The 26,864-nt window shown below is 64.5% G+C and carries 25 protein-coding genes; 5 read left to right on the forward strand and 20 right to left on the reverse strand.

The annotated features are described in order from the left end of the window. Window positions 1–75 precede the first annotated feature (75 nt). Window positions 76–504 carry a hypothetical protein gene (locus ACZI8R_RS16715; protein ID WP_463380765.1) on the forward strand — a complete coding sequence of 143 codons (429 nt, stop codon included), beginning with the start codon at window positions 76–78 and terminating at the stop codon, window positions 502–504. Window positions 505–560: 56 nt separating this feature from the next. Here the strand turns inward: ACZI8R_RS16715 and fahA are convergent, their stop codons facing one another. From fahA to ACZI8R_RS16755, 8 genes are all read right to left on the reverse strand, one after another. After that, entirely contained in the window at window positions 561–1,715 is a 1,155-nt protein-coding gene (fahA, locus tag ACZI8R_RS16720) for a fumarylacetoacetase (protein WP_463380766.1), read from the reverse strand. Further along, entirely contained in the window at window positions 1,712–2,569 is an 858-nt protein-coding gene (locus tag ACZI8R_RS16725) for a hypothetical protein (RefSeq protein ID WP_463380767.1), read from the reverse strand. The genes fahA and ACZI8R_RS16725 overlap by 4 nt, the downstream gene beginning before the upstream one ends. Next, complete coding sequence (locus ACZI8R_RS16730) at window positions 2,566–3,765, reverse strand: homogentisate 1,2-dioxygenase (protein WP_463380768.1); 1,200 nt, start codon at window positions 3,763–3,765, stop codon at window positions 2,566–2,568. The genes ACZI8R_RS16725 and ACZI8R_RS16730 overlap by 4 nt, the downstream gene beginning before the upstream one ends. A gap of 86 nt (window positions 3,766–3,851) precedes the next feature. After that, entirely contained in the window at window positions 3,852–5,423 is a 1,572-nt protein-coding gene (locus ACZI8R_RS16735) for a polyamine aminopropyltransferase (protein ID WP_463380769.1), read from the reverse strand. 5 nt (window positions 5,424–5,428) lie between these two features. Then, window positions 5,429–5,899: a DUF350 domain-containing protein gene (locus ACZI8R_RS16740; RefSeq protein ID WP_463380770.1), complete on the reverse strand. Its 471-nt coding sequence runs from the start codon at window positions 5,897–5,899 to the stop codon at window positions 5,429–5,431. 46 nt (window positions 5,900–5,945) lie between these two features. Beyond that, the gene (locus ACZI8R_RS16745) at window positions 5,946–6,374 is read right to left on the reverse strand and encodes a DUF4247 domain-containing protein (RefSeq protein WP_463380771.1); all 429 of its coding nucleotides are present in this window, start codon (window positions 6,372–6,374) and stop codon (window positions 5,946–5,948) included. Next, complete coding sequence (locus ACZI8R_RS16750; RefSeq protein ID WP_463380772.1) at window positions 6,362–6,865, reverse strand: DUF2617 family protein; 504 nt, start codon at window positions 6,863–6,865, stop codon at window positions 6,362–6,364. Before ACZI8R_RS16750 ends, ACZI8R_RS16745 begins: the two co-directional genes overlap by 13 nt. Next, on the reverse strand, window positions 6,862–7,461 hold the full coding sequence (locus ACZI8R_RS16755; RefSeq protein ID WP_463380773.1) for a DUF4178 domain-containing protein: 600 nt from the start codon (window positions 7,459–7,461) through the stop codon (window positions 6,862–6,864). Before ACZI8R_RS16755 ends, ACZI8R_RS16750 begins: the two co-directional genes overlap by 4 nt. 168 nt (window positions 7,462–7,629) lie before the next feature. Between ACZI8R_RS16755 and ACZI8R_RS16760 the strand changes: the two genes are divergently transcribed. The 3 genes from ACZI8R_RS16760 to ACZI8R_RS16770 all read left to right on the forward strand — a co-directional run bounded on the left by ACZI8R_RS16760 (window position 7,630) and on the right by ACZI8R_RS16770 (window position 11,739). Then, a complete protein-coding gene (locus ACZI8R_RS16760; RefSeq protein ID WP_463380774.1) occupies window positions 7,630–8,694 on the forward strand; it encodes an iron-siderophore ABC transporter substrate-binding protein in 1,065 nt (354 codons plus the stop codon). 142 nt (window positions 8,695–8,836) lie between these two features. Next, window positions 8,837–10,156: a YhgE/Pip domain-containing protein gene (locus ACZI8R_RS16765; RefSeq protein ID WP_463380775.1), complete on the forward strand. Its 1,320-nt coding sequence runs from the start codon at window positions 8,837–8,839 to the stop codon at window positions 10,154–10,156. Further along, entirely contained in the window at window positions 10,153–11,739 is a 1,587-nt protein-coding gene (locus ACZI8R_RS16770; RefSeq protein WP_463380776.1) for a bifunctional 3'-5' exonuclease/DNA polymerase, read from the forward strand. The genes ACZI8R_RS16765 and ACZI8R_RS16770 overlap by 4 nt, the downstream gene beginning before the upstream one ends. Here the strand turns inward: ACZI8R_RS16770 and ACZI8R_RS16775 are convergent. From ACZI8R_RS16775 to ACZI8R_RS16825, 11 genes are all read right to left on the reverse strand, one after another. Next, window positions 11,708–14,926 carry an acetyl-CoA carboxylase family protein gene (locus ACZI8R_RS16775; RefSeq protein ID WP_463380777.1) on the reverse strand — a complete coding sequence of 1,073 codons (3,219 nt, stop codon included), beginning with the start codon at window positions 14,924–14,926 and terminating at the stop codon, window positions 11,708–11,710. The two genes, ACZI8R_RS16770 and ACZI8R_RS16775, sit on opposite strands and share 32 nt — an antisense overlap. After that, window positions 14,923–16,629, reverse strand: a complete 1,707-nt coding sequence (locus ACZI8R_RS16780) for an AMP-binding protein (protein ID WP_463380778.1) — start codon at window positions 16,627–16,629, stop codon at window positions 14,923–14,925. The genes ACZI8R_RS16775 and ACZI8R_RS16780 overlap by 4 nt, the downstream gene beginning before the upstream one ends. Then, window positions 16,614–17,414 (reverse strand): crotonase/enoyl-CoA hydratase family protein, encoded by an 801-nt coding sequence (locus tag ACZI8R_RS16785; RefSeq protein WP_463380779.1) that lies wholly within the window; start codon window positions 17,412–17,414, stop codon window positions 16,614–16,616. The genes ACZI8R_RS16780 and ACZI8R_RS16785 overlap by 16 nt, the downstream gene beginning before the upstream one ends. A gap of 81 nt (window positions 17,415–17,495) precedes the next feature. Further along, window positions 17,496–18,479, reverse strand: a complete 984-nt coding sequence (locus ACZI8R_RS16790; RefSeq protein ID WP_463380780.1) for an NADPH:quinone oxidoreductase family protein — start codon at window positions 18,477–18,479, stop codon at window positions 17,496–17,498. A gap of 31 nt (window positions 18,480–18,510) precedes the next feature. Next, window positions 18,511–19,623 (reverse strand): acyl-CoA dehydrogenase family protein, encoded by a 1,113-nt coding sequence (locus ACZI8R_RS16795; RefSeq protein WP_463380781.1) that lies wholly within the window; start codon window positions 19,621–19,623, stop codon window positions 18,511–18,513. Further along, window positions 19,620–20,813, reverse strand: a complete 1,194-nt coding sequence (locus ACZI8R_RS16800) for an acyl-CoA dehydrogenase family protein (protein WP_463380782.1) — start codon at window positions 20,811–20,813, stop codon at window positions 19,620–19,622. Before ACZI8R_RS16800 ends, ACZI8R_RS16795 begins: the two co-directional genes overlap by 4 nt. Continuing rightward, the gene (fabG, locus tag ACZI8R_RS16805; protein ID WP_463380783.1) at window positions 20,813–21,571 is read right to left on the reverse strand and encodes a 3-oxoacyl-ACP reductase FabG; all 759 of its coding nucleotides are present in this window, start codon (window positions 21,569–21,571) and stop codon (window positions 20,813–20,815) included. The genes ACZI8R_RS16800 and fabG overlap by 1 nt, the downstream gene beginning before the upstream one ends. A gap of 36 nt (window positions 21,572–21,607) precedes the next feature. After that, a complete protein-coding gene (locus ACZI8R_RS16810) occupies window positions 21,608–22,651 on the reverse strand; it encodes a phosphotransferase family protein (RefSeq protein WP_463380784.1) in 1,044 nt (347 codons plus the stop codon). After that, window positions 22,644–23,426: an SDR family oxidoreductase gene (locus ACZI8R_RS16815; RefSeq protein ID WP_463380785.1), complete on the reverse strand. Its 783-nt coding sequence runs from the start codon at window positions 23,424–23,426 to the stop codon at window positions 22,644–22,646. Before ACZI8R_RS16815 ends, ACZI8R_RS16810 begins: the two co-directional genes overlap by 8 nt. A 1-nt stretch (window position 23,427) precedes the next feature. After that, window positions 23,428–24,678 carry an acyl-CoA dehydrogenase family protein gene (locus ACZI8R_RS16820; RefSeq protein ID WP_463380786.1) on the reverse strand — a complete coding sequence of 417 codons (1,251 nt, stop codon included), beginning with the start codon at window positions 24,676–24,678 and terminating at the stop codon, window positions 23,428–23,430. A gap of 40 nt (window positions 24,679–24,718) precedes the next feature. After that, window positions 24,719–25,537 carry an SDR family oxidoreductase gene (locus ACZI8R_RS16825; RefSeq protein ID WP_463380787.1) on the reverse strand — a complete coding sequence of 273 codons (819 nt, stop codon included), beginning with the start codon at window positions 25,535–25,537 and terminating at the stop codon, window positions 24,719–24,721. Window positions 25,538–25,638: 101 nt separating this feature from the next. Here ACZI8R_RS16825 and ACZI8R_RS16830 point away from each other — a divergent pair, with 101 nt between their 5' ends. Continuing rightward, window positions 25,639–26,112, forward strand: coding sequence for a MaoC family dehydratase (locus tag ACZI8R_RS16830; protein WP_463380788.1), 474 nt, complete (start codon window positions 25,639–25,641; stop codon window positions 26,110–26,112). 25 nt (window positions 26,113–26,137) lie between these two features. Here the strand turns inward: ACZI8R_RS16830 and ACZI8R_RS16835 are convergent, their stop codons facing one another. Beyond that, a complete protein-coding gene (locus tag ACZI8R_RS16835) occupies window positions 26,138–26,782 on the reverse strand; it encodes a TetR/AcrR family transcriptional regulator (protein WP_463380789.1) in 645 nt (214 codons plus the stop codon). Window positions 26,783–26,864 lie beyond the last annotated feature (82 nt).

The raw sequence follows: 26,864 nt of genomic DNA on the forward strand, positions 1-26,864 counted from the left end.
GTAGCCATTCGATACAGATCGGGCCCCAGCGGCGAAAACGGGGCCCGTTCCCCCAACTACTCGGCGGGAAGTCCCATGAAGGTGATCAAAGCGTTGACACTGTCGTTGCTCGTAGTTACTGCGATGGCCGTGACGTCCGGTACCGCATACGCCGACCCCGGACCACAGCCGGTGGACCTGACGGCTCCACTGCTCACGCCACTACCGGACGGAAGCAGTAGTCAGGTGGCGCAGAACATGTTCCCCGAGAACACTCCCAAACAAGCCGCGTTCGACACGATGACCAACGAGATCAACACGGGCTGGAACGCCGCAGGCGTTCAGGGCGTCATGATCGGCTCCAATGTGGGCATGGCCATCGGATGCGTCTCGATCTTCCCCAACTTCATCGCCGGCTGCATTCTGGGCTCGGTGATCGGTGCGGGTGTCGGTGCCGTCGCCGGAATCGGCTACGGCAATCCCAACGCACAGCCTGCCGTCGAACAGTTCTTCGCAACACCCTGAGCCGCTCCACCAGCCCGTCCCGACTCTCTCGTCAGAGCCGGGACGGCACTATGTCGTCAGAGTCGAGCCGGCACTATGCGACCACGAACCTCTCCGAAATCGATATCGGTCCCGCTCGGCCCCCGCGCCACCGCCGAAATAGTCACCTCGTCGCCATCCTCCAGGAAAGTCCTTGCGCTCCCGCCGATCTCGATAGTTCGAGTACCTCCGTCGCTGATCTCTACGAGGGCGCCCCAGGTGTCGCGGTTCGGACCGGACACCGTCCCCGATCCGAACAGATCCCCCACGCGCAGAGACGCTCCGTTCGCAGTCAGGTGCGCGAGCATCTGCGCCGGACTCCAATACATGTCCGAGTAGCTGGGCCTCGACACTTCCTGCCCGTTCCACGACACCTTCATCTCCACGTTCAGACCCCATTCCTGGGCCCCACACAGGTAAGGAAGTGGTTCCGGGGCCTGCACGGGCCCCTTCCTTCGAGCCGGCTCGAGCGCGGCGAGCGGCACCACCCACGGAGAAATCGACGTGGCGAACGACTTCCCGAGGAAGGGGCCGAGCGGAACGTACTCCCATGCCTGAATATCGCGCGCCGACCAGTCGTTCAGAACGACGGCACCGAACACGTGGTCCGCGAAGTCGTCCGGTGCGACTCGTTGCCCCTGCTCGGTGGGGACGCCGACCACGAAACCCAACTCGGCCTCGATGTCGAGCGTGCGGGTGGGCCCGAAGGAGGGAGCCTGGTCTTCGACCCGCTTTCGCTGGCCACACGGACGCACGATGTCGGTCCCCGACACCACCACTGTGCTCGACCTCCCGTGATATCCCACGGGGAGGCACTTCCAATTGGGCAGGAGTGGCGGTGCATCAGGGCGGAAGAGCCTGCCGAGGTTGGACGCGTGGTGTTCGGAGGCATAGAAGTCGACGAAGTCCGCAACCTCGAACGGTAGATGCATCTGCACCGTTTCGACGGGGCGAGACACGGACTCCGGAACCTCGCCGTCCGCGAGTATCGATACGAGTTTCTCGCGAACCTCGTCCCACCGGCCTCGCCCCTGTTCCATGAACGCATTGAGGCTCGGCTCCGAGAAGACGTCGTCGTGCAGAACTGCATGCAGGTCGAGCACCCGGTCGCCCCACCGCATCCCGACCCTCGGTGGGGCGTCGTCAGTCGAGAAGATTCCGTACGGGAGGTTGCCGATCCCGAACCCCGTCACCTGGGCTTCACCGCACTCGGCACCAGTCCGAGATCGAGCAGATCCTCGAGCGGTTCGTCGACGCTGCACGTGCCGAACGAGTGGAACGTTCCACGTAGCCGCGCGATGTGGTCCGGGTTCAGCTCGCGCAGTTCTGCTACCACGGGATCCGCTTCGCGCTCCCCCAGGGCTTCGGCGATCGGTCTTGCCGTCGCGCCGTCGAGCGCGCGATGAGTGGCGGCGAGAATGTTGAGGAACCCGTGCCGCTCCACTTTCGGATCAGTGTGCCGAATCACGCCGTGCAATCCACCTGTCGCCTTGAACTGCACGCCCGAGGCGACCAGGGCAAGAATGGTTTCCGCCAGCTCGCGATCGGAAGGCCAGGCATCCGCAGACGGGCCGCCCGTACGGATCTTCGCGCGGTAGTCGGTCCCGGTCACCGCGGCCAGAAACTCGACATGGTGTGTTGCTCGAGGAATTTCGACGTAGACGTCCGCTCCCGGAGGAAGGTCCAGCTTCTCGAGAGCGCCGAAGAACTCGGGCACGGACAGGTCGTCTGGATGGGCGAACTCCACAGCCACCACCTCGGTATGCGCCGACTTCGAGAACTTCGCCGGAAGCCCGGCCGCCTCACCCGGACCGTTCGGAAACGTGACGGCCACCGGAACGCTTTCGGACGAAGCCTGCCGTGCCGCCGACTGCGCGACGTCGCTGTACCGATCAGCCGGTACGACCAGCGGGCCTACAAGATCCGATCCCGGGGTGTTGCGTCGCTCGACGTACGCGGACAGAGCTGCTCTCGGCTGCGCTCCGCGCGGCGGAAACATCGACGCGTCGTCACAGAATTCTCGGAACAGTAGCGGGATTGCAGTCATGTTCGGGGTCCTCTCCCTGACCAGGTCCACGCGTACCCTGGATCATCCACTGCCACAGCACCTTCACCCAGACCGAGCGGACGGAACGTATCCACCATGACCGCCAGTTCGTCGAACCGCTCCACTCCGATGGCCGCCTCGTAGGCGTCGGGCTGCGGACCGTGCGCGAATCCGCCGGGATGAACCGACACCGACCCGATCCCGATACCGGAGCCCTTGCGTCCCTCGTAGTCTCCGCCGCAGTAGAACATGACTTCGTCCGAATCGACGTTGGAGTGGTAGTACGGAACAGGTATCGACAGTGGGTGATAGTCGACCTTGCGCGGAACGAAGTTGCACACCACGAACTTGTCCCCTTCGAAGACCTGGTGGACGGGTGGCGGCTGGTGAATGCGGCCGGTGACTGGCTCGAAATCCGCGATGTTCAGGACGTACGGATACACGCAACCGTCCCAGCCGACGACGTCGAACGGGTGGTGCGCATACACAAGTTGTGTTCCGACCGGGCCGTGGGACGTTCTGTGCTTCACAAGGACCGGCACGTCGGTGCCGTTGCAATCGCGGGGCTCGGTGGGTGCGCGGAGGTCGCGCTCGCAGTACGGCGAGGTTTCGAGGAACTGACCGAACTGCGAGAGATACCGCCGCGGCGTACGTATGTGCCCTTCGGCCTCGATCACATACGCCCGCAACGGTTCGTCGCCCGCCGGCAGCCACCTGTGTGTCGCCGAAGTCGGTAGGTAGACATAATCACCCGGTCCGACCTCGAGGGGCCCGAAAACGGTTTCCACGGTGGCCGATCCCGACTCGATGTAGACGATCTCGTCTCCCGTCGAATTGCGGTACAGCGGAGAGGGCAGCGACGCAGCCGCATACGAGATTCGGACGTCGGTATTTCCGAGCAGAAGCCGACGTCCCGTCACAACATCGGTGTTCTGCGCATCGTCGCCGGAAAACTGGTCGTACAACCGCAGATGCCGGGGCCGGAGTGGGTGATTGGGCTGGGTCCGCTGATCGGGCAGAACCCACTCCGTCGAATCGACGATCGCCGAGGGAACAGTGCGGTGATAGAGGAGCGACGAATCGGACGAGAAGCCCTCTTCGCCCATCAATTCCTCGTAGTACAGCCGCCCGTCATCGTCACGATGCTGGGTGTGCCGCTTGGGCGGCACCGATCCACAACGCCGGTAATAGGCCACGACCGGCCTCCTCGAAGGTGGACGATCCGACGCCGGACTCGGGCGCCGACTGCACATCCAGCCTAGTCACCGAACTGCGCGTGAGGTCAGCGTTCGTAGCCTTTTCGCATGTCGTCGACTATGTGCGGGCGGTCGAGGGTAGAGGGCTCGAGCCACAGACGGGGTCGATCTCTCGGAAAATGACCGGCCGCAGCCAAGGTCGGCTCGTCCAGAAAACGCAGCGGTGGAACATCTCGCGGTAGCCGCAACTCGGGCGGGGTTTCGCTCTTCTGCCCGAGGACGTAACCCCAGTCCCCGAAACTGGGCACCAACACGTGATACGGCGTCACGCTCAGACCCGAGGCATCCACGGTGGACACCGTCCGCCAGAAGGCGTCCGGTGTCGAATAGGGACTCCCCGCCTGGACGACGATCTTTCCGTCCTCGTCGAGCAGTGAGTTGGCGAGCCCGTAGAACTCACTGGAGTACAGCCGGCCGAGGGCAGGTGTGTCGGGGTCGGGCAGATCGACGATCACGGAGTCGAACGCTTCGCCGCGGTGCTCACGCATCCACTTGAAGGCGTCGTCGAGTACGACGTGGACCCGCGAGTCCATCAGAGCGCCCTGGTTGAGCCCGACCAACCGCGAATTCGCCAGGTCGACAACAGCCGGATCGAGCTCGACCTGAACCACGTCACGAACGCTGGGCAGACGAAGCACCTCTCGCGCGGCCAGTCCGTCGCCGCCGCCGAGAATCAGCACACGTTCGGGATCGTCGGCAACCGCCGGATACACGAGCGATTCGGTGTAGCGATGTTCGTCGATACTGGAGAACTGCAGGTCGCCGTCCAGAAAGAGCCTGGTGTCACCTTTACGCTCGGTGACCACGATTTCTTGATACTGCGAGCGCTCGGCTGCGACGACCGGGTCCGTGTAGAGGCGCTGCCTCGCCGTGGTCTCGATATCGGATGCCCGCACCAGCAGGACCCCGATGAGGGCAGCTGCCAGAAGAAGCGCCACCACCGCGACGAGCCGAACACGCAGTGTCAATTGGAATCTCAGCAACACGAGCGCCACGACGGCCGCGGCGACAAGATTGATCATGCCCGTCACAGCCGCACCCCGGATCATGCCGACCGCGGGGAGCAGCACGAACGGCCACAGCAGACCTCCGATGAGGGCGCCCGCATAGTCGGCTGCGTTCAGGTTGGCCAGCACCTTGCCGGTGTGCTGCGCATCGTTGTCGGATCGTCCCGACTGCAACAGCGTCATCAGCAGCGGCACTTCTGCGCCCACGAGGATGCCGATCAGGGCAGTCGCGGCCACCAGGATGGCACCGCTCGAGCCGAGAAAGGTGAAGGAGACGTACAGGGTCACGGCGCTGAAACCGCCGATCAACCCGAGCAGGATCTCCACGACGACGAACGACACGGCGGCATGGGAGAGCAGTGGCTTCGCTGCCAGAGCGCCCACACCCAGCGCGGCAACGAAGCCCGCGACGATCAGCGACGTCTGTGTGATTCCGCCGCCGGTGAGACTCACGGACAGCGTGAGCAGCGCCAGTTCGTAGATCAGACCGCACGCGGCACACGCAGCGACAGCTACGAGCAGCAGAGTACGGGCGCGGCTTCCCAGCGGCGACGCCGAAATCGAGGGCGTTTCTCCGACAGCAGTACTCACGAACGTCAGGAGAGTGCGGCCGCGTTGACGAGGCCGATCGCGAACAGGCTGGCGCCGAGCGCCCAGCCCGCACCGCACATCTTCGGCTCCTTCACGAGCGCGACGAGATGACCGGGGAGAACGAGATTCATGAGACTCAGCGCCGCCGCCTGCAGCAGGACACCGAACAGTCCGTGTACCGCAGAATCGGCAAGCCCCTGAGCGACACCGTCGGCACTGGTCAGGATCGCAGTGACAACGATGATGGCAAGCGAAATGTGGTTCGCACCAGCCAGGATGGCGGCATTCGGGTTCTTGTCGACGTACACCTGGTGACGCAGATTTCCGGGCGTGAGCGCGTCGAGGGCCAGGAATCCGATCCCCAACACCGCTGCGCCGACGACGAAGTAGGCGAGTGTGCCGAGGACCCCGCCGACGAGAAGGGCCGGATCGATCCTCCCGATCTCGGTGTCTGCTGCCGAAACGATGATGCTCACGAGTCGTTCTCCGTTCGAGGTCGGCCGGGTGGCGTCAGGTCGATTGTCATTTGGCGCTCCCGGATCCGCCGCTGCCGCCGGCGCCGCCGGCCGGAGATCCGGGATTGAATCCGGGCCCGAGGAAGACGAAGGCACCGCCGCGGTAGCCGCCGTCGATATCCTCGACTCGAACCGTGCTTCCGCCGCCGGAGGCCGCAGAGACGATGACGATGTCGTCGTTGTAGCGCAGATACTCGCTGCCACCGTCGGCCTGTCGTGCGGCCGGCGACTTCGCTGCCGCGATGTTCGTCGCCGTGGTTCCTACCGGATCTTTGGATTTGTAGATCTTGGTGTTTCCCTCGGTTCGCTCGAGGTGGTAGTTGTCACCGATGTAGTCACGCACCGCATTTCCGCACGCGGCGGAGAAGGCGAGGACGAGTGTGGCCAGTAGACCTACTGCCAGTGCCCGGGCCGGTCGACGGATCACGGCTGCCACCTGCTTCGTGTAGTCACGATTTCCCCGCCGTCGTCGTTCGGATACAGATGCCAGGTCCGCCAGGCCCACCCGCGAGAACTGCGCTCTGCGGTCAATGCGGTCAGTGCTGTTCGCATTCCGGGAAATTCGCCGCAGATCCAGGCGTCGTCGTCGGTTGAGCTCGAACGGAGCCACTCTGCACACCGGTCGAACTCCAGGCGTCCGGCACGGACGGTCTCGGACTCGAATCGGTAGTTTCCGACGCTCTCCTGCGCTGGGAGCGGGCAGCCACCGAAACCTATTGCGTCACAGGACACCTGTTCGGAAACTGATCCGCCCTCGGCGTACGCGCTCACGACGTGCGACGCACCCAAGACACCGAGACGTACACCGGCAGTGCCGTCTTCGATGCACAGCTCGACGAGAGCGGGCGGAACCTCGGCATCGATCACGAGTCCGAGCGATCCGGCCTCGACGTCTCGCGGGGAGACATCGAGTACGTGGACACTCATTCGGGCGGCCCGGAATGAATGACCGACAACTCACCTCGTGTCACGGCTCGCCCGGTCGAGACCTCCCACGACTGGGTGCGCGCCCAGCGCTCGAAGGCCAACAGGCCCGTCTTGTCGGCCGTTGCGTAGTCCGCATAGTCGACTGTTCCCGTCGGCGCGGTACCCGTCGTACCCTCTGCGGTGAACTTGGCAGTGCCCCGCTCGATCTGACGGTGGACCTTGTCGTCGAGAATCACGTCGCCGCCGGGCTCGAGGCCGGTGCCCTCGCGACGCATCCAGAGCGTCATCTCCAGTTCACCCTCGTCGTCTTCGACGGTGAGCCAGCGGCGCCCGGTGGATCCGTCCAGCAGATGTTCGTGCCAGACGTAACCCTCTTCGTCGAGCTTGATGGTGCCGCGCACGACGTGGTCGATGCCGGCGTAGGTGATGATGTCGCCCACTCCGATCTTGTGCGGGTCGTACACCTCGGGGTAGTCGGCGAGGGGATCGACTCGCGCGGGCCTCTTCTTCTTGTCCGTAGAGCGCCCCTTGAGGGCATACACCACGATTCCCGCGACGACGACGATGATCAAAAGCACCAACAACAGCTCGGTCAAGAGTCACTCCTGGTCGATGGGGTTCGCGGGGTGCACCGCACCACGTACTCTACTGGCCCAGCTCGACCTTTCCGCGGGCCGACCTGCCTTCCCCGACCCCCCACTAGTTAGGCTACCCTGACCCCTAATGTCCGATTCGTCACGTCGAAGTTCACCACAGGAGCGCGAATGAAAGTGTCCAGGACGGCCTACTTGCGAACTGCAGGATTGGCACTGATCACGGCTACGGCCCTGGTCGCCGGTGCGTGCAGCAGTGACAGCGGAACAGAGAATGCGGACACCGCCGCCGGCTCCGCTTCCGAGAACGGCGCCTTTCCGGTCAGCATTCCGTCAGCCCTGGGCACGGCGGAGATCCCGGAGGAACCGCAGCGCGTGGTGACTCTCGGGTGGGGTGCGGAGGATGCAGCACTCGCCCTGGGCGTGGTTCCGATCGCCGTTCAGGACATGTCCTCGGACTCCGGAAGCGACGACGGCCTGCTGCCGTGGAGCCGCGAGACCCTCGAAAAGATCGATCCCGAGGCCGAGCCGACTCTCCTGAAGGCATCGAGCAAAGAGATCCCGTTCGAGCAGATCGCCGAGCTGGCGCCGGACCTCGTCTTGGCCACGCACTCGGGGCTGACACAGGAGCAGTACGACAAGCTCGACGAGATCGCGCCCACCGTGGCGTACCCCGAGCGCCGCTGGGCAACGAGCTGGGAAGACCAGATCACGGTCGCCGGCGAGGCGCTCGGCCGCTCGGAGAAGGCCGAGGAGCTCATCGCCTCGACCAACGCGACGATCGCGAAGACGAAGGAAGAGCACCCCGAGTTCGCGGGCAAGACCGTCGCCTTCGGCAGTGCGACCGAGGCCGGTTCGTTCAACTTCTACTTCGACACCGACCCGCGCATGAAGCTGCTCGCCAGCCTCGGTTTCACCATGGACCCGCTCGCGCAGCAGTTGCGTGAAGCCGGTGACCCCACGAAGTTCGCGGGGCCGGTCAGCATGGAACTCCTGCCGACCTACCAACCCGACGTGCTCCTCGCCTGGTACCTCTCCCCGGACATGCAGCGCGATGTGGAGGGCAGCCCACTGTTCAAGGAGATGAAGGCCGTGCGGTCCAATTCCTACATCGGACTGACCGATCCCCCGCTGGTGTTCGCATCGAGCTCGCCGAACGTTCTGAACATCCCGTGGATGCTCGAGCAGCTCACCCCGCAGCTGTCCGAGGCGGCGAACAACGTCCCGCAGGACTGATCTCCCCCCAGGAATGAACGCAATGTCATGACGGGCACCACTATCGTGCCCGGTTGACAGTTCCACACGCCGGCGACCGCCTACGCTGTCCCTGTGTCGACACCGGGTTCTCGACACCTCGACTGAAAGGCGGTCGCCGCGCATGGCCGACGCACAACTACCTCGGCGGTATTCACTGCGCAGTCCGCTCTTCTGGATAGCCCCGATCATCGCGGTCGGCTTCATCATGTCGCTCCTGGCCGGCCTGTACCTGGGCGGAATGCTCGATCCGGTCAAGAACCTGAACAAGTTCCCGATCGCGCTGATCAATCAGGACGTCGGCGACACCCTTCCCAACTCGGATCCTCCCGAACACCAGAACTTCGGCGACGAGATCGAGGCGGGCCTGCTCGAGGGGCTGGACCCAGAGCAGTTCGACGTCAGGCAGATCGGCATCGCCGAGGCCCAGTCGGAGCTCGGCAAAGGCACGCTGTACGGGTCGATCGTCATCCCCAGCGACTTCACCAAACGCACGATGATCCTCGCTCAGGGCGGCGTGATCCCCGGCGACATCGAGCAACCCATCATCACCGTGCAGACCAATCCGCGTGCCGGCACCGTGGCAGCCAACATCGTCGATCAAGTCGGCGAGCGAGCGCTCGGCCAGGTCAACACGACTATGGGCGAGAAGCTCACCAAGATGGTGACGGACGAACTTGCGGCCACAGCGCCCGATTTGAAGCTCTCGGGTGCGACAAGCATCCTGTTCGAGAACCCGATCGACGTGCGCACAGTGCAGTACGCGCCCTTACCGGACGGGACCGGATTCGGACTGTCCGCCTTCTACTACGCACTTCTCATCATTCTCGCCGGGTTCACCGGCGCGACGATCGTCAACGTGCTGGTGGACGGGATGCTCGGGTTCCTGCCCACGGAAGTGGGGCCGCTCTATATTCACCGGGAGCGCGCCGACTACTCGCGGTTCCAGACCCTGCTGATCAAGTGGGCCATCATCGCCATAATGGCGCATGTCGTGTCCGCGCTATACCTCTGGATCGGCACAGCTCTCGGTATGCCGGTGAGCAATCCGCTCGCCCTGTGGGAGTTCGGTGCTCTCGCGATCACGGCCGTGGGCGTCACCTCGATCTCCGTGATGGCAGTGTTCGGCAATCTCGGCCTGCTCATAAACCTGTTGATATTCATCGTCCTGGGTCTGCCGTCGTCCGGTGGAACCATTCCCATCGAGGCGTCACCACCCCTGTTCGGCTTCCTCGCGGAGTTCGAGCCGATGCATCAGGTCTACATCGGTGCCCGCGCGATCCTGTTCTTCGGCGCACAGGGTGACGCCGGTCTGCTCCATGCTGTGTGGGTGACGCTGGCGGGCTTGTTGATCGGCCTGCTCTTCGGCGGCATCACCACCTGGGTGTACGACCGTCGCGGCCTGCATCGCCGGATCATGACCAAGGAACCTGCCGACACGTGAGAATCGTCGTGGTGCCGTCGTCCGCCCACGGAGATGCCGCCGAGGCGGTGACCATCCGCTGCGACGACGACGGCACCCCGGTCGAACCTCCGATGGGCCATCCCGACCTGGCCGCCACCGTACGAGAGTGGGAATCCGCAGAGAGCCCGCGCTGGGTGTGGTCGTCGACCGGATCGGTCTACCCGAAGCTGCTGCAACAGGGCGTTCGCGTTCTGCGGTGTCACGATCTCGCCTCGACCCGCGCGATCCTGAACATGCGCAACGGTGTCATCACCGAAGCCGTCACCGAGCACGTCGACCACCGACCGGGCCTGTTCGACACCACTCCCGCCGAGCGGCCCGAGGATGTGGTGTCCGAGTTCGCGGCGCAACGCCGAACGATGAACGCCCTCCCCGATTCCGAACGACGCCGTCTCGAACTGCTGGTCGCCGCAGAATCTGCGGGAAGCCTGGCTGCCGCAGAGATGAGTCACGACGGTCTCCCGTTCTCGTCGGCAGCGCACCTCACCTTCCTCGCGGAGACGTTGGGTAACCGCCCCGCCGGGTACGAACTCCCCACTCGGATCCAAAGCGTCGTCGCCAAGATCGGCGCGGCGTTCGGGCGTCCCATCAACCCGTCGTCTCACCCGGAAATCATCGACGCCTTCCGGCGGGCAGGTATCGAACTCGAGTCGACTCGCGCTCACGTTCTTCGCGAGATCGACCATCCTGCAGTTCCTTTGCTGCTCGAACACCGAGACCTGTCGAAGCTGTACAGCACCAACGGCTGGAACTGGCTGGACGATTGGGTACACGACAACCGATTTCGGCCCGTCTACGTACCGGGTGGTGTCGTGTCCGGACGGTGGGCGAGCCGCGGGGGCGGGGCTCTGCAGATCCCGAAGTCGCTACGTAAGAGCGTGGTTGCCGACCCGGGCCATACGTTCGTGATCGCGGATGCCGGTCAGCTCGAGCCACGCATTCTTGCCGCGATGTCCGGTGACCCGCGCATGGTGGCTGCCGCGGGCGGCGAAGATCTGTATGCGCCGGTCGCGGCCGAGGCGTTCGGCGGTGACAGAGCGAAGGCCAAGGTAGCCATTCTCGGTGTGCTGTACGGGGCCACCTCCGGTGATGCCCGACAGCTCCTGACTCTGCTGCGACGCAGGTTCCCGCAAGCAGTGCAGTACGTAGAGCAGGCAGCGACGGCCGGCGAGCAGGGCGAGGTGGTCCACTCGTGGCTGGGCCGAGCCTGTCCGCCGGTCGATGATTCGTGGTCGTCTCACGGCGATACGCGGGCACGCGGCCGCTTCACTCGAAACTTCGTCGTACAGGCGACCGCGTCCGAGTGGGCCGGTTGTCTCCTTGCCGACCTACGCCGCAGGCTCGCAACCGAGGAAGACAGTGAACTCGTCTTCTTCCAGCACGACGAGGTGGTTGTTCATACCCGGACACCGGATACGGCCGCCGCGCACATTGCCCACGCCGCCGAGTCTGCGACGCGGTTGTTGTTCGGAGACACGCGGGTTCACTTTCCGATGGAGACTGCAATCCGTGAGTGCTACGCCGAACCGGTCACCGCTGACGCTGCGACGCCAACGTCCTGATCCACGAACGGGATTCAGCCGGGTCGATGACGTCGTCCAGCTCGAACGCGGTGGCTGCGTTGATCGCCTTGCCGTGGCGGTAGGCCGCGTCGACGAACTGTCCGAACACCCGATCACGTTCCACCGGATCTTGGATCGCCTCGAGTTCCTTCCGAAAGCCCAACCGCACAGCACCTTCCAGACCCATCGCCCCGATCTCCCCGGTCGGCCACGCTACGGTGAAATCGGGAGCACGCATCGAACCACCTGCCATCGCCATGGCACCGAGGCCGTACCCCTTCCGCAGGATGATCGTCCCGAAGGGTACGGTGAGGCGGGCGCCTGCAACGAAGAGGTTCCCGAACCTGCGCACGGTCGCCTCTGTCTCCGAATCCGGGCCGACCATGAACCCTGGTGTGTCACACAGCGATACCACCGGTAGAGCGAAGGACTGACACAGTTCCAGGAAGCGCGCAGCCTTGTCCGATGCCACCGCGTCGATCGCCCCGCCCAGGTGGTGGCTGCTGTTCGCCAACATCCCGTAGGCGACCCCTTCGACACGAACGAGTGCGGTGACGACTCCGGCGCCGTAATCCGGCCGCAGTTCCAATACGGAATCGACGTCCGCGATGGACTCGATCGCGGTACGCACGTCGTAGGCGCGCAATCGATTCTCGGGCACGACGTGTCGCGAAGCCCGAGTATCCGGAGCCGTCCAGTGCTCGGCGTCACCCTGGAAGTACGACAGATAGCGCCTCGCCAACGACACCGCGTGAGCCTCGTCGTCGGCCACGAGATCGACCACTCCGTTGCTGCGTTGGATGTCGATCGGGCCGATTTCCTCTGGGCGGAACGTGCCGAGACCACCGCCTTCGACCATCGCGGGTCCGCCCATCCCGATGTTCGCCTCCGGGGTGGCGATCAGAACGTCGCACACCCCCGCGAGTGCTGCGTTTCCGGCAAAGCACCGGCCGGACACGATCGAGACGAGCGGAACCTGCCCGTTCAGTCTTGCCAGTGATCGAAAAGTGGGCACGTCCAGGCCGGCGACGGTGGCCGCATCCGTGTCACCGGGCCGGCCTCCACCCCCTTCCGCGAACAGGACGAGGGGGAGCAGTCGACGCTCGGCGAGTTCGATGAGCCGGTCCGTCTTGGCGTGGTTCCGCATTCCCTGCGTACCCGCCAGCACCGTGTAGTCGTAGGAGATCACGACCACCTCGGCATTCCTGGCCGCAACTCCGCTGTTCACTGTGGCAACCCCGCCGACCAGACCATCGGCCGGAGTGTTCGCGATCAAGTCTTCTTCCGAGCGTCGACTGCGCTGCGCTGCGATCGTCAGCGCGCCGTACTCGACGAAGCTCTCGCCGTCCACCAGATCGTCGATGTTCTCGCGGGCGGTACGCCTACCGCCACGGTGACGTCTGTTCACCGCGTCCGGGCGGGCAGCATCGCTCGTCACTTCGTGTCGTGAGCGGACTTCGGCCAGGTCCTCGCGGACTCGATCGAGGTCGGCGACAGCGATACTCGTCTGCCGTCCGTCGTCGTCCAACGGTTCGACGAGTGCGAGGGTCTGGCCGACACGGACCGCTTGGCCCTGGGTCACCAGAGTACGAACAACTTCCACCGGTCCCTGCGCAGCGACCACGTGCTGCATCTTCATCGCTTCCAGAACGACAACGGGCTGACCGGCCGCGACCACGGTGCCGACCGGCGGAACCTCGACAACGACTCCGGTCAGCTGCGCCCGGAGAGCGTGTTCGTCCACCTCTGCCAGGCCAAGCGACTCCGCGGGCGCGGTGAGGCCCGCTGCCGCAGCCAACGCTGCAATCCGGTCGCCGACGTACGAGGTTGTCACCACGCCGTGCACGAACTCTTCGTCCGCCAGCACGGCACGCAGAAACTCCGTGTTGGTGGGTACGCCCTGCACGACGAGATCATCCAATGCCACGCCGGCCTTGCGCGCCGCTACCGCGAGATCGCCGCTCCGAGAATGCACGATCACCTTCGCGAGAAGTGAATCGTAGAGCGGGCTGGGCGAGAAGCCCGGTCGGCCGTGGGTGTCCACACGCACACCCGGACCGGAAGGCACCGTGAATGCGGACAGTGTCCCGGACTCCGGAACCACCCCGCCGGTGGAGTCCATGGTTTCCATGTTCACCCGCGCCTGGATTGCGATACCTCGGCCACTCAGCGGCTCACCGGTGAATTGCCCGTCCCGGTAGCCGATTCCGTCGGGAAGCTCGAGTGCGTCGACACCGCTGCCGCCCGCAATGGCGATCTGAGTAGCGACCAGGTCGAGGCCGACGACCTCCTCGGTCACGGTGTGCTCGACCTGAATGCGGGGATTCACTTCCAGAAAGACGAATTCGTCGCCGCGAACCAGAAATTCGACCGTCGCGAGCCCGAGGTAGCCGATATCGACACACAGCTTCACTGCGCACAGATGCAGATTGCGACGCACACTCGCGCTCAGATTCTGTGCCGGCGCAATCTCGATCAACTTCTGATGTCGACGTTGCACACTGCAGTCACGGTCACCGACCGCAACTGCGCGAACCGCTTCGCCGTCGAGGGCACAGACCACCTGCACCTCGATGTGCCGAGCACCTTCGAACAGGGCCTCTGCGAATACCTTCGAATCGCCGAAACCGTTCAGCGCCTCCGCAGCACACTGCGTGTAGGCCTCGTCGACGGAACCCGCATCACGCACCGTACGAATGCCTCGGCCACCGCCACCCGACAGTGCCTTGATCATGATTCCGTGCGGCTCCTGGGCGAAGAACTGATGCACTTCCTCCCGTGTCGCCGCGCCTTCTGTTGCGGGTAGGACAGGAACCTCCGCCGCCACGGCGGCCGCGCGAGCAGTCGTCTTGTCACCGAGTACCTCGAGCACCGACGGCGGCGGCCCGACGAAAGTCAGTCCCATATCGGCGCATTCGCGTGCGAACTGCGCATTCTCGCTGAGAAAGCCGTACCCTGGATGAATCATGTCGGCGCCGGATCCCAAGGCCGCTTTCACGATCGCCGTACCGTCCAGATAGGCGGCCGGGCCGCGGCCTGCCAATGCCACGGCGCGATCGGCAGCGTCGACGTGCGGACTGTCGACGTCGTCCTCGGCGTACACCGCAGTCGTCGGTATCGACAGGTCCCGAGCCGCCCGAACGACCCGCAGCGCGATTTCGCCTCTGTTGGCCACCAACAGCTTCACTTGCTCTCCTCGGTGAGTCGGAACAGGTCACCTTTGCGCACCTTTCCGGTTGCGGTCATCGGCAACTCGTCCAAGATCTCGACGACCGGCACCTTGTACACGGCCATGTTCTCGCCCGCCCACCTGCCGATCTCGGCACCGGAAAGGGTGCTGCCATCGGTGGTCACAACGAATGCGAACGGGACCTGACCCTTGGCTCGATCAGATTTGGGCACGACGGCAGCCGAACGAATCTCGGGGTGCAACAACAGTAGAGATTCCACCTCGGATGGAAAGACACTCATACCGTTCGTTTTGATCATTTCTTTGTTGCGCGCCAGATACTGAAGCGCCCCACGGTCGTCGAGCTTGCCGACATCCCCGGTGTACAACCAACCGTCCCTCAATGCCTCGACGGTGGCTTCCTCGTTCCGGAAGTACGCGGTGAGAAGCGAGGGACTACGCACGATGATCTCGCCGGGTTCACCGATTGCCATCGGGGCACCCGAATCGTCCACGATCAAGATGTCCGTTCCCGGCACCGGGAGACCACAGAACACCGGGTCACTCTTCAGGTCGTAGTCGTCGTCCTGAAATCCGAGAGTGATGGTGTCTGCCGTGTGTGTCTCGGTCATTCCGTAGCTGGCCTCGCGCAACGTCGATCCCTTTGCCGCGCGCCACCGCCCACGAATAGCAGGGTTGAGCTTCGTCACGAAGGAGACCGCGGTCGGGTTCTCGAGTGCGGACAGGTCCGCGTCGGCGAAGCCCGGGTGGTCCATGAGCTCGATGTAGTTGTCCACCGTGCCCACCATCGACATGACGCGGTGCCGCTCGATCGAGGACAGCACTACTCCTGCGTCCCACCTGGTACACAGCACGACGGTGCCACCGTTCACGAGTGGCAGGAGAATCCCGAAATCTTCACCCGCTATCCAGAACACGGGGAGGAAGTTCAGAACCACCATCCCGTCCGCCCCGACCTTCAGCCCGTTGGCGACAGTGGCCGTTGCGGCGGTGTAGACCATGTGGCGCTGTGTGTGCTCACAGCCCTTCGGCATTCCCGTGGTGCCGCCCGTGTAGTTGAGTGCTGCGAGCGCATCCGGGTCGGTGGGGATCGACGGCGCACGATCCGAGCGAAGAATCGCGGGCCAGTCCGTCTCGGTCGTCGTGATCTCGAATGGAGTGGACACCGCACCGTCGGTCAGCATGTCGGACAATGCCGTCACGGCGATGCGGCGAACACCGGTGTCGCCCGCGACCGATTCGACGAGAGGCACGAACGTATCCTGAGTGAGGACGATCGAGACGCCGGCGTCGAGAAGTTCGTGGCGCAGTTCGTGTTCCCTGAACAGCGGATTGATCGGCACGTGCACGGCGCCGATCTTCAGAATCCCGAGAAGGGCGATGTGGAACTGCGGACAGTTCGCAAGATGGACGCCGATTCGGTCACCGGCGACCGCACCCGATTCGACGAGCCAGCCGGCGAATCGGTCCGAGAGTTCGTCCAACTCGGCGTAGGTGACCACTCGTCCGTAGAAGACGATTGCGGCCGTATCGGCGCGCACCTGCGCCCAGTGCCGCAGGTGGTCGACGAGCCCGAACGAATCGATCGGGTAGGCAACCTCCCGCGGGACCTGCGGTGGCCAGGCCGCATCGTGCCTGCGCCGGACATCGGCCAGCGCGGTCTCCTTGATGGTCTGTTCCAGATTCAGCGACCGGTCCATTTCGGTTCTCGCTTCTCCGCGAATGCGGTGGGTCCTTCGATTGCGTCCTGGCTGCCGAACACGATGCCGAGAGCGGACTTGTTGAGCTCTTCCCAGATCGGTGCGTCCCACTCGGATCCGTAGGCGGCCGAGCGGTGAATCACCCGCTTGCTCTGCTGCACCGACAGCGGCGCATTCGCAGCGATGGTCTCCGCCAGCGCGACAGCGACGTCCACGGACGTTCCGGAGGGTGCGACGCGGTTGACCAAGCCCCACTGCAACGCGGTCTCGGCCGACATGTGTTCGCCGGTGAGCGCCACCTCCAATGCGATCTTGAGCGGGATCTGGCGTGGCAGGCGCATGACTCCGCCCGCCGCCGCGAACAATCCACGCTTGACTTCGGGAAGCCCGAGCTTGGCGTTCTCGTCGATCACCACGAGGTCGCTGGCGAGCACCAATTCGGTCCCGCCGCCGAGCGCGAATCCGTTGACAGCGGCGATGACCGGGGTGTCGATGTAGTGGCGCACCATCCCGCCGAAGCCCCATTCCGGATGCCCCACCGGGTTGATGTCCTGCCCCGAGGCGATCGCCTTGAGATCGGCACCCGCGCAGAATCCGCGACCGCTACCGGTGAGGACGATGGCGCGTACCTCCGGGTCCTGGTCGCATTCGTCCAGACGAGTGCCGAGAGCTGTCGCCAGGTCCGAGTTCATCGCGTTCATCGCCTGGGGCCGGTTGAGCGTGATGATGGCGATGTTGCCTCGGCGCTCCACGAAGGTCACGTCGTTCTCGCTCGAATCTCCCACGGTCTTCCTCCTGGTTGCCTTGCTGTTTTCGCGAATGTCGGATTGTCGCCGATCTCGGCCCATTCTGGCCGCGACGTGCGCTCAGGGTTGGAAAACCACGCGACCCACCGTCGAACCGTCGCCAAGTCGGCCCACACCGTCTGCCAGATCCGAGAAGGCCAACCGCTCGCTCACCAGCGGCTTCAGCGCTCCGGCATCGGCGAGCCTGGTCAACTCGGCGTGGCAGTCGTGAATGGCCTGCTGGTTGTACTGCTTGTACAGACCCCAGTGGAGACCGATGATCGAATAGTTCTTGATCAGCGCGTGGTTGAGCCCGGGTGTCGGAATGGTGCCGCCGGCGAAGCCGATCACCAGGATGCGGCCCTCGAAAGCGACGCACTTGGTCGACTTCGCGTAGGCGTCGCCGCCCACCGGGTCGTAGATCACGTCGGCACCGCGACCGTCGGTGAACTCCTTGACGATCGGAACGAAGTCCTCGCTGTGACGATCGATCACCAGATCCGCACCGAGCCGCTTGCAGTACTCGACCTTCTCCGGGCCACCGACCACACCGATCACCTTCGCGCCGGCAGCCTTGCCGAGCTGAACTGCCGAGCTTCCCACCCCGCCCGCAGCGGCATGGACCAGCAAAGTCTCACCCGGCAGCAGTTTCGTCCGACGGTGCAGCGCGAACCAGCTCGTCTGATATCCGATACTCAGCGTCGAGGCCTCCGCGTCGTCCAGCGACGTGGGCGCATGGAAGGCGTTCTCCTCGTCCATCACCGTCATTTCGGCGAATCCTCCCAGTGGGAGATTCGGGTTGCCGATCACTCTGTCGCCCAACGTGAATCGGGTGATTCCTTCACCGACCTCGACCACTTCGCCGCACAGCTCCACCCCCGGAGTGAACGGCAGCGGCGGCTTGATCTGGTATTCACCCCTGCAGAGCAGAACGTCCGGGAAGTTCGCTGGGGTAGCCAACACCTTCACCAAGATCTGGCCTGCTGCGGGAGTCGGATCCGGAATCTCCTCCACACTCAGAACGGTGCGAGGTTCACCGAGTTCGTTGACGCGCCATGCTTTCACTGAATCTCCTGACTTCGTTGCTCGGTACCGGTCATGCGACCGGAAGGTCGACCAGATCGGCCAGATGCGAACGGTGCCCGTAGGCGGTACCGAACGCCAACTGGTCGGCCTTCGCCCTCTTCAAGTAGAGATGCGCGGGGTACTCCCACGTCATGCCGAGGCCGCCGTGCAACTGCACGCATTCCTCGGCTGCTCGCACCGCGACATCACTGCAGTACGCCTGGGCCACCGTCGCTGCGAGCTCGGCATCGTCGTCGCCACGTGCCCACGTGTCCGCTGCGTACCTGGCCGCGGCGCCCGCGGCGCCCGCGGCACTCACGTCCAGCCAAAGATCGGCCAGCCGATGCTTGATCGCCTGGAACGAGCCGATCGCACGCCCGAACTGCTTACGCTCCTTGACGTAGGCGAGGGTCGTGTCGAAACACCACTGAGCGACACCGAATTGCTCCGAGGACAACAGCGCTGCACCACAGAGCAGCGCGTCGCGGACGGCATCCTCCGCGTTGCCGTGGTCGACTCGATTCGACGCCGCACCGGAAAACTCCACATCGGCGAGTTGACGTGTCATGTCCAGGGACAGAACCGGCGTCACCGTCACGCCCGTGGCGTGCGCATCGACCGTGTGCAACTCGGGCCCGTCCGCGCCGACGACCGGAACGATCAGAACATCGGCAAGCGCGGCGTCTGCCACGCTCGTGACGCGCCCACTGATGCTGGTTCCGTCCGTCCACACGGCGGAGCCGAACGAACCGGGCATCGTCGACAGCGGCACCGTGAGCACTGCCGTGGACGTGGCCTCCGCCAATGCCCGCACGGTATTCGTGTCCCCCGCCGTACTCAGTGCGACAGTGGCAAGCACCGCGCTGGACAGGAACGGGACCGGCGCGACCGCACGACCGATCTCTTCCATCACCACGGCGGCCTCACGGGCGGTGGCGCCGGCGCCACCGAACTCCTCGGGCACCAGCAGACCGGCGAGACCCAGCTCGGCCCCCAACGTCTTCCACACAGGGCCGAAGTCCGGCGCGCCCGAATCGTAGAGCGCAACCACCGATTCCGCGGGGCAGCGTTCGGTGAACAGCCGACGGACGCCGGAACGCAGCGCTTCCTCGGTGTCGGTGTACTGCAGATTCTTGGAACTCATCGGACCAGATCCTTCCAAGCGATGCCTTTGTCCACCCGATGCTCGGGCGGCAGACCCAGAACCCGTTCGGCGATGACGTTGCGCAGAACCTCGGAGGTGCCACCTTCGATCGAGTTGCCCTTGGCCCGCAGATACCGGTACCCAGGTTCGCGTCCCGTGAAGTCGACATGATCCGGCCTGCGCATGGTCCAGTCGTCGTATCGCAGCCCCTGTTCACCGTGCAGTTCGATGTCGAACCCCGAAATCTCTTGCGCCAGCCGCGCGAACGCCAGCTTCATACCGGAGCCCTCGGGGCCCGGCTGCCCGGACGCCAGCTGTTGACGAAGACGTTCACCGGTGAGGCGTGCGACTTCGGACTCGACCCACAAGCGCATCAGTTCATCGTGCATCGCGGGCGTGCGCAGTTCGGGGTTCGCCCGCCACGCAGCCGCCACCTTGCCGATCATTCCGCCTTCGCGAGGCGCACCGGACCCGATGGCAACCCGCTCGTTGTTGAGCGTGGTGGTCGCGACCTTCCACCCCTCGCCTTCGGCGCCGAGTCGGTCGGAATCCGGAATCCGGACGTCGGTGAGGAAGACTTCGTTGAACTCTGCTTCTCCCGTGATCTGACGCAACGGACGGACCTCGATCCCGGGGTCGCTCATGTCACACAGGAAGTAGGTGAGGCCGGCATGTTTGAACGCCGACGGATCGGTACGCGCCACCAGGATCGCCCAGTGCGCGTTCTGCGCTCCCGATGTCCACACCTTCTGGCCGTTGACCACCCAGTCGTCACCGTCTCGCACAGCACGCGTTGCCACGGCAGCGAGGTCCGATCCGGCGCCGGGCTCACTGAACAGCTGGCAATAGATGTAGTCACCTGTGTAGATCGAGCGGAGGTGCTGCGTCTTCTGTTCCTGCGTCCCGAAGGCAGCGATCGTCGGTGCCGCCATCCCGAGACCGATACCGTTTCGGTCGGTCGCCGGGCCGGGAGCACCGGCCGCTGCGAGCGCCCCGTCCACCACGGGTTGCATCGTCTGCGGCAGCCCGAGTCCGCCATGCCCTTCCGGGAAGTGCACCCAGGCGAGACCGGCATCGAATCGTGCCCCCAGAAACCGCTCTGGCTCGGTAGTTTTCGGATCGTGGTCCGACAGGAGAGCCTGCACTCGCCCTTCCACATCCGCCACGGCGCTGTCTTCGGTCACCGTCATCAGTCCTTCGGTCCGCCTGCGACATACACGACCTGACCGGACACGAAGCCCGCTCCTTCACTCGCGAAGAACGACGCGGTGTGCGCGATGTCCTCGGGCTGTCCGATTCGGTTCACCGGAATCTGGGAAGCGGCCATCGCCTTGAAGTCTTCGAATTTCGCTCCGACGCGCTCGGCTGTTGCCGCGGTCATCTCGGTCTCGATGAAACCCGGTGCGATGGCATTCGCGGTCACGCCGAACTTGCCGAGCTCGAATGCCAGGGTCTTGGTGAATCCCTGCATTCCGGCTTTCGCAGCCGCGTAGTTGACCTGTCCGCGGTTGCCGAGCGCGGAGGTGCTCGACATGTTGACGATGCGCCCGAACTTCGCTTCCACCATGTATTTTTGCACTGCTCGAGACATGAGGAACGCGCCGCGCAGATGCACACCGAGCACCTGATCCCAGTCGTCGACAGACATCTTGAACAACAGGTTGTCGCGCAGGATTCCGGCATTGTTGACCAGAATCGTCGGGCCGCCGAGCTCCGCCGCGACACGTTCGACCGCTGCGCTGACCGACGCTTCGTCGGCGACGTCGGCGCCGACCGCGATGGCCGCGCCACCGGCCGAGGTGATCGCGTCCACGGTTGCAGCGCACGCACCCTCGTCGAGGTCCAGTACGGCGACGGCGTATCCGTCGGCGGCAAAGCGTTTCGCGACTGCCGCACCGATGCCACGGGCCGATCCGGTCACGATTGCGGTTCTACGTTCCTGACTCACATGTCCTCCTGAGATGAATGATGTGCGGTGGTAGGTCTAGATGCCGGCTTCGTCGGCTATCTCTCGTGCCTTGCGAACGAGCGCATCGATCCGGTCTACGGTCGGCGTTCCCGCTGCCGCCTTGTTCTGCGGCTCGTCCATGGCCCGGCGCATCACGCCTTCGGCGATCACGGCGATCTTCCACAGGCCCAACGCGTGCCAGTACTTCAAGGCCTGCGCGTCGCGCCCCGTCTCGTGCAGGTAGATGTCGGCGAGTTCAGCCCGATCCGGGGAACCGGGCAGCGCGGACGCCGTGAAGTCGTTGCCGGCATCCTCACCGGGCTCGGTCCAGTAGGCGAGCGTGCTTCCCATGTCGGCCAAGGGGTCACCGAGAGTGGACAGCTCCCAGTCGAGCGCCGCGATCACCGACCCGTCCTCGTACGACGTGATCACGTTTCGGAGATGAAAGTCGCCGTGCACGAGGGTGACCTCGCACTGCTGCGGTACGGACGTCGAAAGACGTTCGGTGAGGTCGTCGAGCTCCGGAAGTTCCCGTGTCTTCGAGAGTTCCCACTGCCCGCCCCACCGCTTGAGCTGACGCTGGGCATACGGCTTGTGGGACGCCAGATCCTCGAGACCCACCGATTCGAGGTCGACGGCGTGAACCTTCGTGAGCGTGTGCACCAGCGACACACCGATCCTGCGACGGCGGTCCGGTGTCAGCGCTTCTGCGACGGACATCCGGTCCACGACCTGACCATCCACATGCTCCATCAGGACCAGAGGAACATCCGACACCGATTCGTCTTGGCACACGCCGAAGATTCGGGGCACCGGCACAGCGGTGTCCGCCAGTGCAGAAAGGATGCGTGCCTCCCGAACCACGTCGTGTGCGGACGCCAGCAGATGCCCGAGGGGTGGGCGACGGAGCACCCATGCGTTCCCGTTCTCGTCCGCCACCCGATAGGTCAGGTTCGACTGCCCGAGGCCGATGCGCTCGAAAGTCAGCTCGCCTACGACAGGCACCCCGAGCCCTCGAATCCACGTCGTGACAGCGGTGGGGTCGAGGCCTACCGGGGTGGCCAGGCCAGCGTCAGACACCACCGCCGACTCCCTGCCTGAAACCTTGTGCGTCACCGAGGCGCTGGCCACCGTCCACGACCATGACCTCGCCGGTCATCCACTTCGCCGCGTCGGACACGAGGAAGGCGATGGCGCCAGCCACGTCGTCGGGTTCCCCGATTCGAGCCAGCGCAGTTGCGGAAGCGACCGCCTTCTCGTGGTCCTTCCACAGCGCCTCGGCCAGCTTCGTGCGGACGACGCCGGGCGCAACCGCGTTGACTCGGATATTCGGTGAGAGTTCCAGAGCAAGCTGCTTGGTGAGGTGGATGATCGCCGCCTTCGATGCGTTGTACACGCCGAGGCCGGCCTCGAAGCCCATGCCACCGATCGACGCCGTGTTGACGATCGCGCCGCCGTGCTCGCTCATCCACGCGCGCGCTGCCAGGCCCGACCACAGGATCGGGGCCCATACGTTGACGTCGAACGTCTTGGCGAACCGACTGTGATCCTGCTCGGTGACGGGTCCGTAGGCCGGGTTGGTGCCGGCGTTGTTCACGAGGATGTCCAGCCCGCCGAACTTGTCGATCGCGAACTCCACGCACGCCTTCGCGGCGTCCTCGTCGACGGCATGGGCGCCGTAACCGACTGCAGTACCGCCCACTTCGGCCGCTGCGGCCTCAGCAGACTCGGCCGAGCGCGATGTGAGCACGACGTTCGCACCCGCAGCGGACAGCGCCTTAGCGGTCGCGAGTCCGATGCCGCGCGAAGCCCCCGTGACGACGGCGGTCCGGCCGGTGAGATCGGAAGCAGTCATCTCACTTCACCGCAGCTTTCTGCCCGTTGCTCCGCGCCTTCGAATCGTCTCGGTACTTGCGCAACTCCTGACGAGCTAGGGCGCGCTTGTGCACCTCGTCAGGTCCGTCGGCCAGCCGCAGCGTCCGGATGTGTGCATAAGCCATCGCCAACGGGAAGTCGTCGGTGACGCCGGCGGCCCCGTGTACCTGGATGGCCCGGTCGATGATCTTCAGCGCGATGTTCGGAGCGGCAATCTTGATGGCCGCGATCTCGGCGCGCGCTTCCTTGTTTCCGACGGTGTCCATCATGTGCGCAGCCTTCAGCGTCAGCAGACGGACCATCTCGATGTCGATGCGCGCCTCTGCAATCCAATCCTGGATGTTCGCACGCTCGCTGAGTGGCTGACCGAAGGTCACACGTGAGCTCGCCCGACGACACATCAGTTCGAGCGCCCGCTCCGCCATGCCGATGATGCGCATGCAATGGTGAATTCGGCCGGGTCCGAGACGCGCCTGACTGATCGCGAAGCCTTCGCCCTCGCCTGCCAGCACATCCTTGGAAGGAACGCGTACGTCCTCGAAGGTGATCTCGGCGTGGCCCTCGCGATCGGCGTACCCGAAGACCGGGAGGTTGCGAATGATCGTGACGCCGGGAGCGTCGATCGGCACCACCATCATCGACTGCTGTCGGTGTGGTGCGGCCTCCGGATCGGTCTTGCCCATAACGATGAGGACCTTGCAGTTCTTGTGCAAAGCGTTGGAGGCGAACCACTTGCGGCCGTTGAGCACGTAGTCGTCGCCGTCAGGGACCATACGGAGTTCGATGTTCGTGGCATCCGAGCTGGCCACTGCTGGTTCGGTCATCGCGAACGCGGAGGCCATGGTGCCGTCGAGTAGTGGTTCGAGGTACTTCTTCTTGTGTTCGTCGGTGCCGAACAGTGTCAGCACCTCCATGTTTCCGGTGTCCGGGGCATTGCAGTTGCAGGCCTCGGGCGCAATGAAGCTGCGACCCATGATCTCGGCAAGCGGCGCGTAGTCGAGGTTGCTCAGGCCCGGCCCCCATTCCTTGTGGGGGTGAAAGAGATTCCACAGTCCACGTCGGCGTGCCTCGGTCTTGAGCTCCTCGAGGATCGGAGGCTGAAAGTGCGGGTCCCCGGATTCACGCATCTGCTCGTCGTACACGGACTCGGCCGGGTAGACGTGCGCGTCCATGAAATCCAACAGGTCTTCCTGGTACTGCAATGCACGATCGGAGAATTCGAACTGAGACATCGTTACTCCTGGTGAGTAGTGGTGAAAAGGGTGGTGGGCGTCAGGCGCCGGCCATCAACGACGCCTGGTATCGCCGCATGCCTCTGATCCAGCGGTCGTAGTCGGAACCCTTCTGCCGGTACATCTCCAGCACGTGTGGGTGCGGCAGGATCAAGAACTCTTCCGCATCCATCGCCGCCAACACGACTTCGGCGACCTCTTCCGGTTGGAGTACGTCACCTGCGGAGGTCACCGCTCGCGTGGCCGCGGCACCGAGGGCATCACCCGAGTCACGACCTTCGTACAGGAGCTTGGTCTCGACGCCCATGGGACACAGGCAACTGACCCGGATACCCCGATCGCCGTATGTGACGGACAGCCATTCTGCGAAGCCCACGGCGGCATGCTTGGTGGTGGCATACGTTGCCGAGCCGATCTGAGTGAGGAGGCCGGCGGCCGATGCGGTGCTCACGAAGTAGCCCTCGCCGCGTTCTTCCCACTGCGGCACCAGTAGCTGCGCAGCTCGGATATGGGCGCGCAGATTCACGTCGATCGACAGATCCCACGCGGCCTCGTCTGCATCGAGTCCTGGCTTCCCACCAATTCCGGCGTTCGCGAAGTACAGGTCGACGGGTCCGAATTTCGACTCGGCCAGTTCGACCGCTGCCCGGATGTGTTCGGAACTCGAAGCGTCCCCGCTCGCCGCCACCGCAGAACCTGGATGCGCGGCCTCGATTCGGGCCGCGACTGCTTCGACCGTCTCCGCGTCGAGGTCCGTGACCACGACCTTGGCACCGTTCTCCGCGAGACGCTGGGCAATCGCCCCGCCGATTCCGCCGCCCCCGCCGGTGACCACGGCGACCTTTCCTTCAACCTTCACGAAGTTCCTCTCGGTGGTGATCCAGGTCTCACACTATGTATAGTTGAATCCGGCGTCAGATTCAATACATCGTCTCATCCGCTCCCCTCCAGAGGAGAACCATGACCGACAACAGCCCCGTCGCCCCCGCGACGTACGACGACCTCCAAGCACTGATCGGCGAGGAACTCGGCCCCACCGAATGGCACGACGTGACCCAGCAGCGCGTGGACGCATTTGCCGATGCAACCGGCGACCACCAGTGGATTCACGTCGATCCGGAGCGAGCGGCGACCACCGATCTCGGCGGAACCATCGCCCACGGGCTCTACAGCCTGTCGCTCACACCTGCGTTGTCCGCCCAACTTCTCCGATTCGACGGATTCGCCCACAGCCTCAACTACGGATACGGGAAGGTCCGCTTTCCCGCGCCCGTCCCGGTCGGCTCGCGCATTCGCCTGCGGTCGACCCTCGTCTCGGCCGAAAAGTTGCCCGGCGGCATTCAGGTGACGATGTCGCAGGTGATCGAATGCGAAGGCGCGGAGAAGCCCGTGATGGTGGCCGAGTCGTTGGCGCGGGTGGTCGAACCCTCCTGACCTCGAGCATTTTCCGGGCCGGCGCTCACCGCCGGCCCGGAAACCTCAGGGCATTCGCCCAGAGGTCGGTGGCAATAGCCACCAACGCTTCGAAGTCTTCCGACTCGCCGGCGTCATGGAGAGTGAACGCACCGTAGGCGAGCCTGGACACCATCGACGACAACGCACGCGATGCCAGCAGCGGGTCGAGATCCGTGTCCGCGACACCACTCTTCTGCAATTCGGCGATGCCACGAGCGTTGCGCTGAACGAACGCTTCGGCCCTCCGATTGCGGAACTTCCGAAAGTCGGGGTCGATGTGCGCCACCTGCTCCATGAGCCCCATCAACTCGGCATTGCGCCGATACGATTCGAGGTACGCCCGATTGCTCGCCTCGAGCACCGCATACGGATCGTCCGTACTCTCCACTCGCCCCACCCCCGGGTGCATCATGTCCTCTTGCGCGCCCTCGAGGACGGCCGCGAACACCTGCTCCTTGCCGTCGAAGTACGTGTAGAACGACCCTGTCGCACAACCGGCTTCGCGGGCTATGTCCACGAGCCGCGCGTCGAGGTAGCCATCGCGCTCGAACACGACCCGGGCTGCCGCGATCAACGCGGCCCTCGTTCGCGCGCCGCGTTCGGTTGCGGGCTGCGTTGCGGTCTCGGCGACCCACGTCTCCTTCTGCACGTACACCACCCTTTCGACAGCGGACTCTCGCCCGTTTTCAATGTTGACGCCGGATTCAAGTGTACTGTCGAACGAGACCCGG

The organism is Rhodococcus huquni (assembly GCF_055231055.1).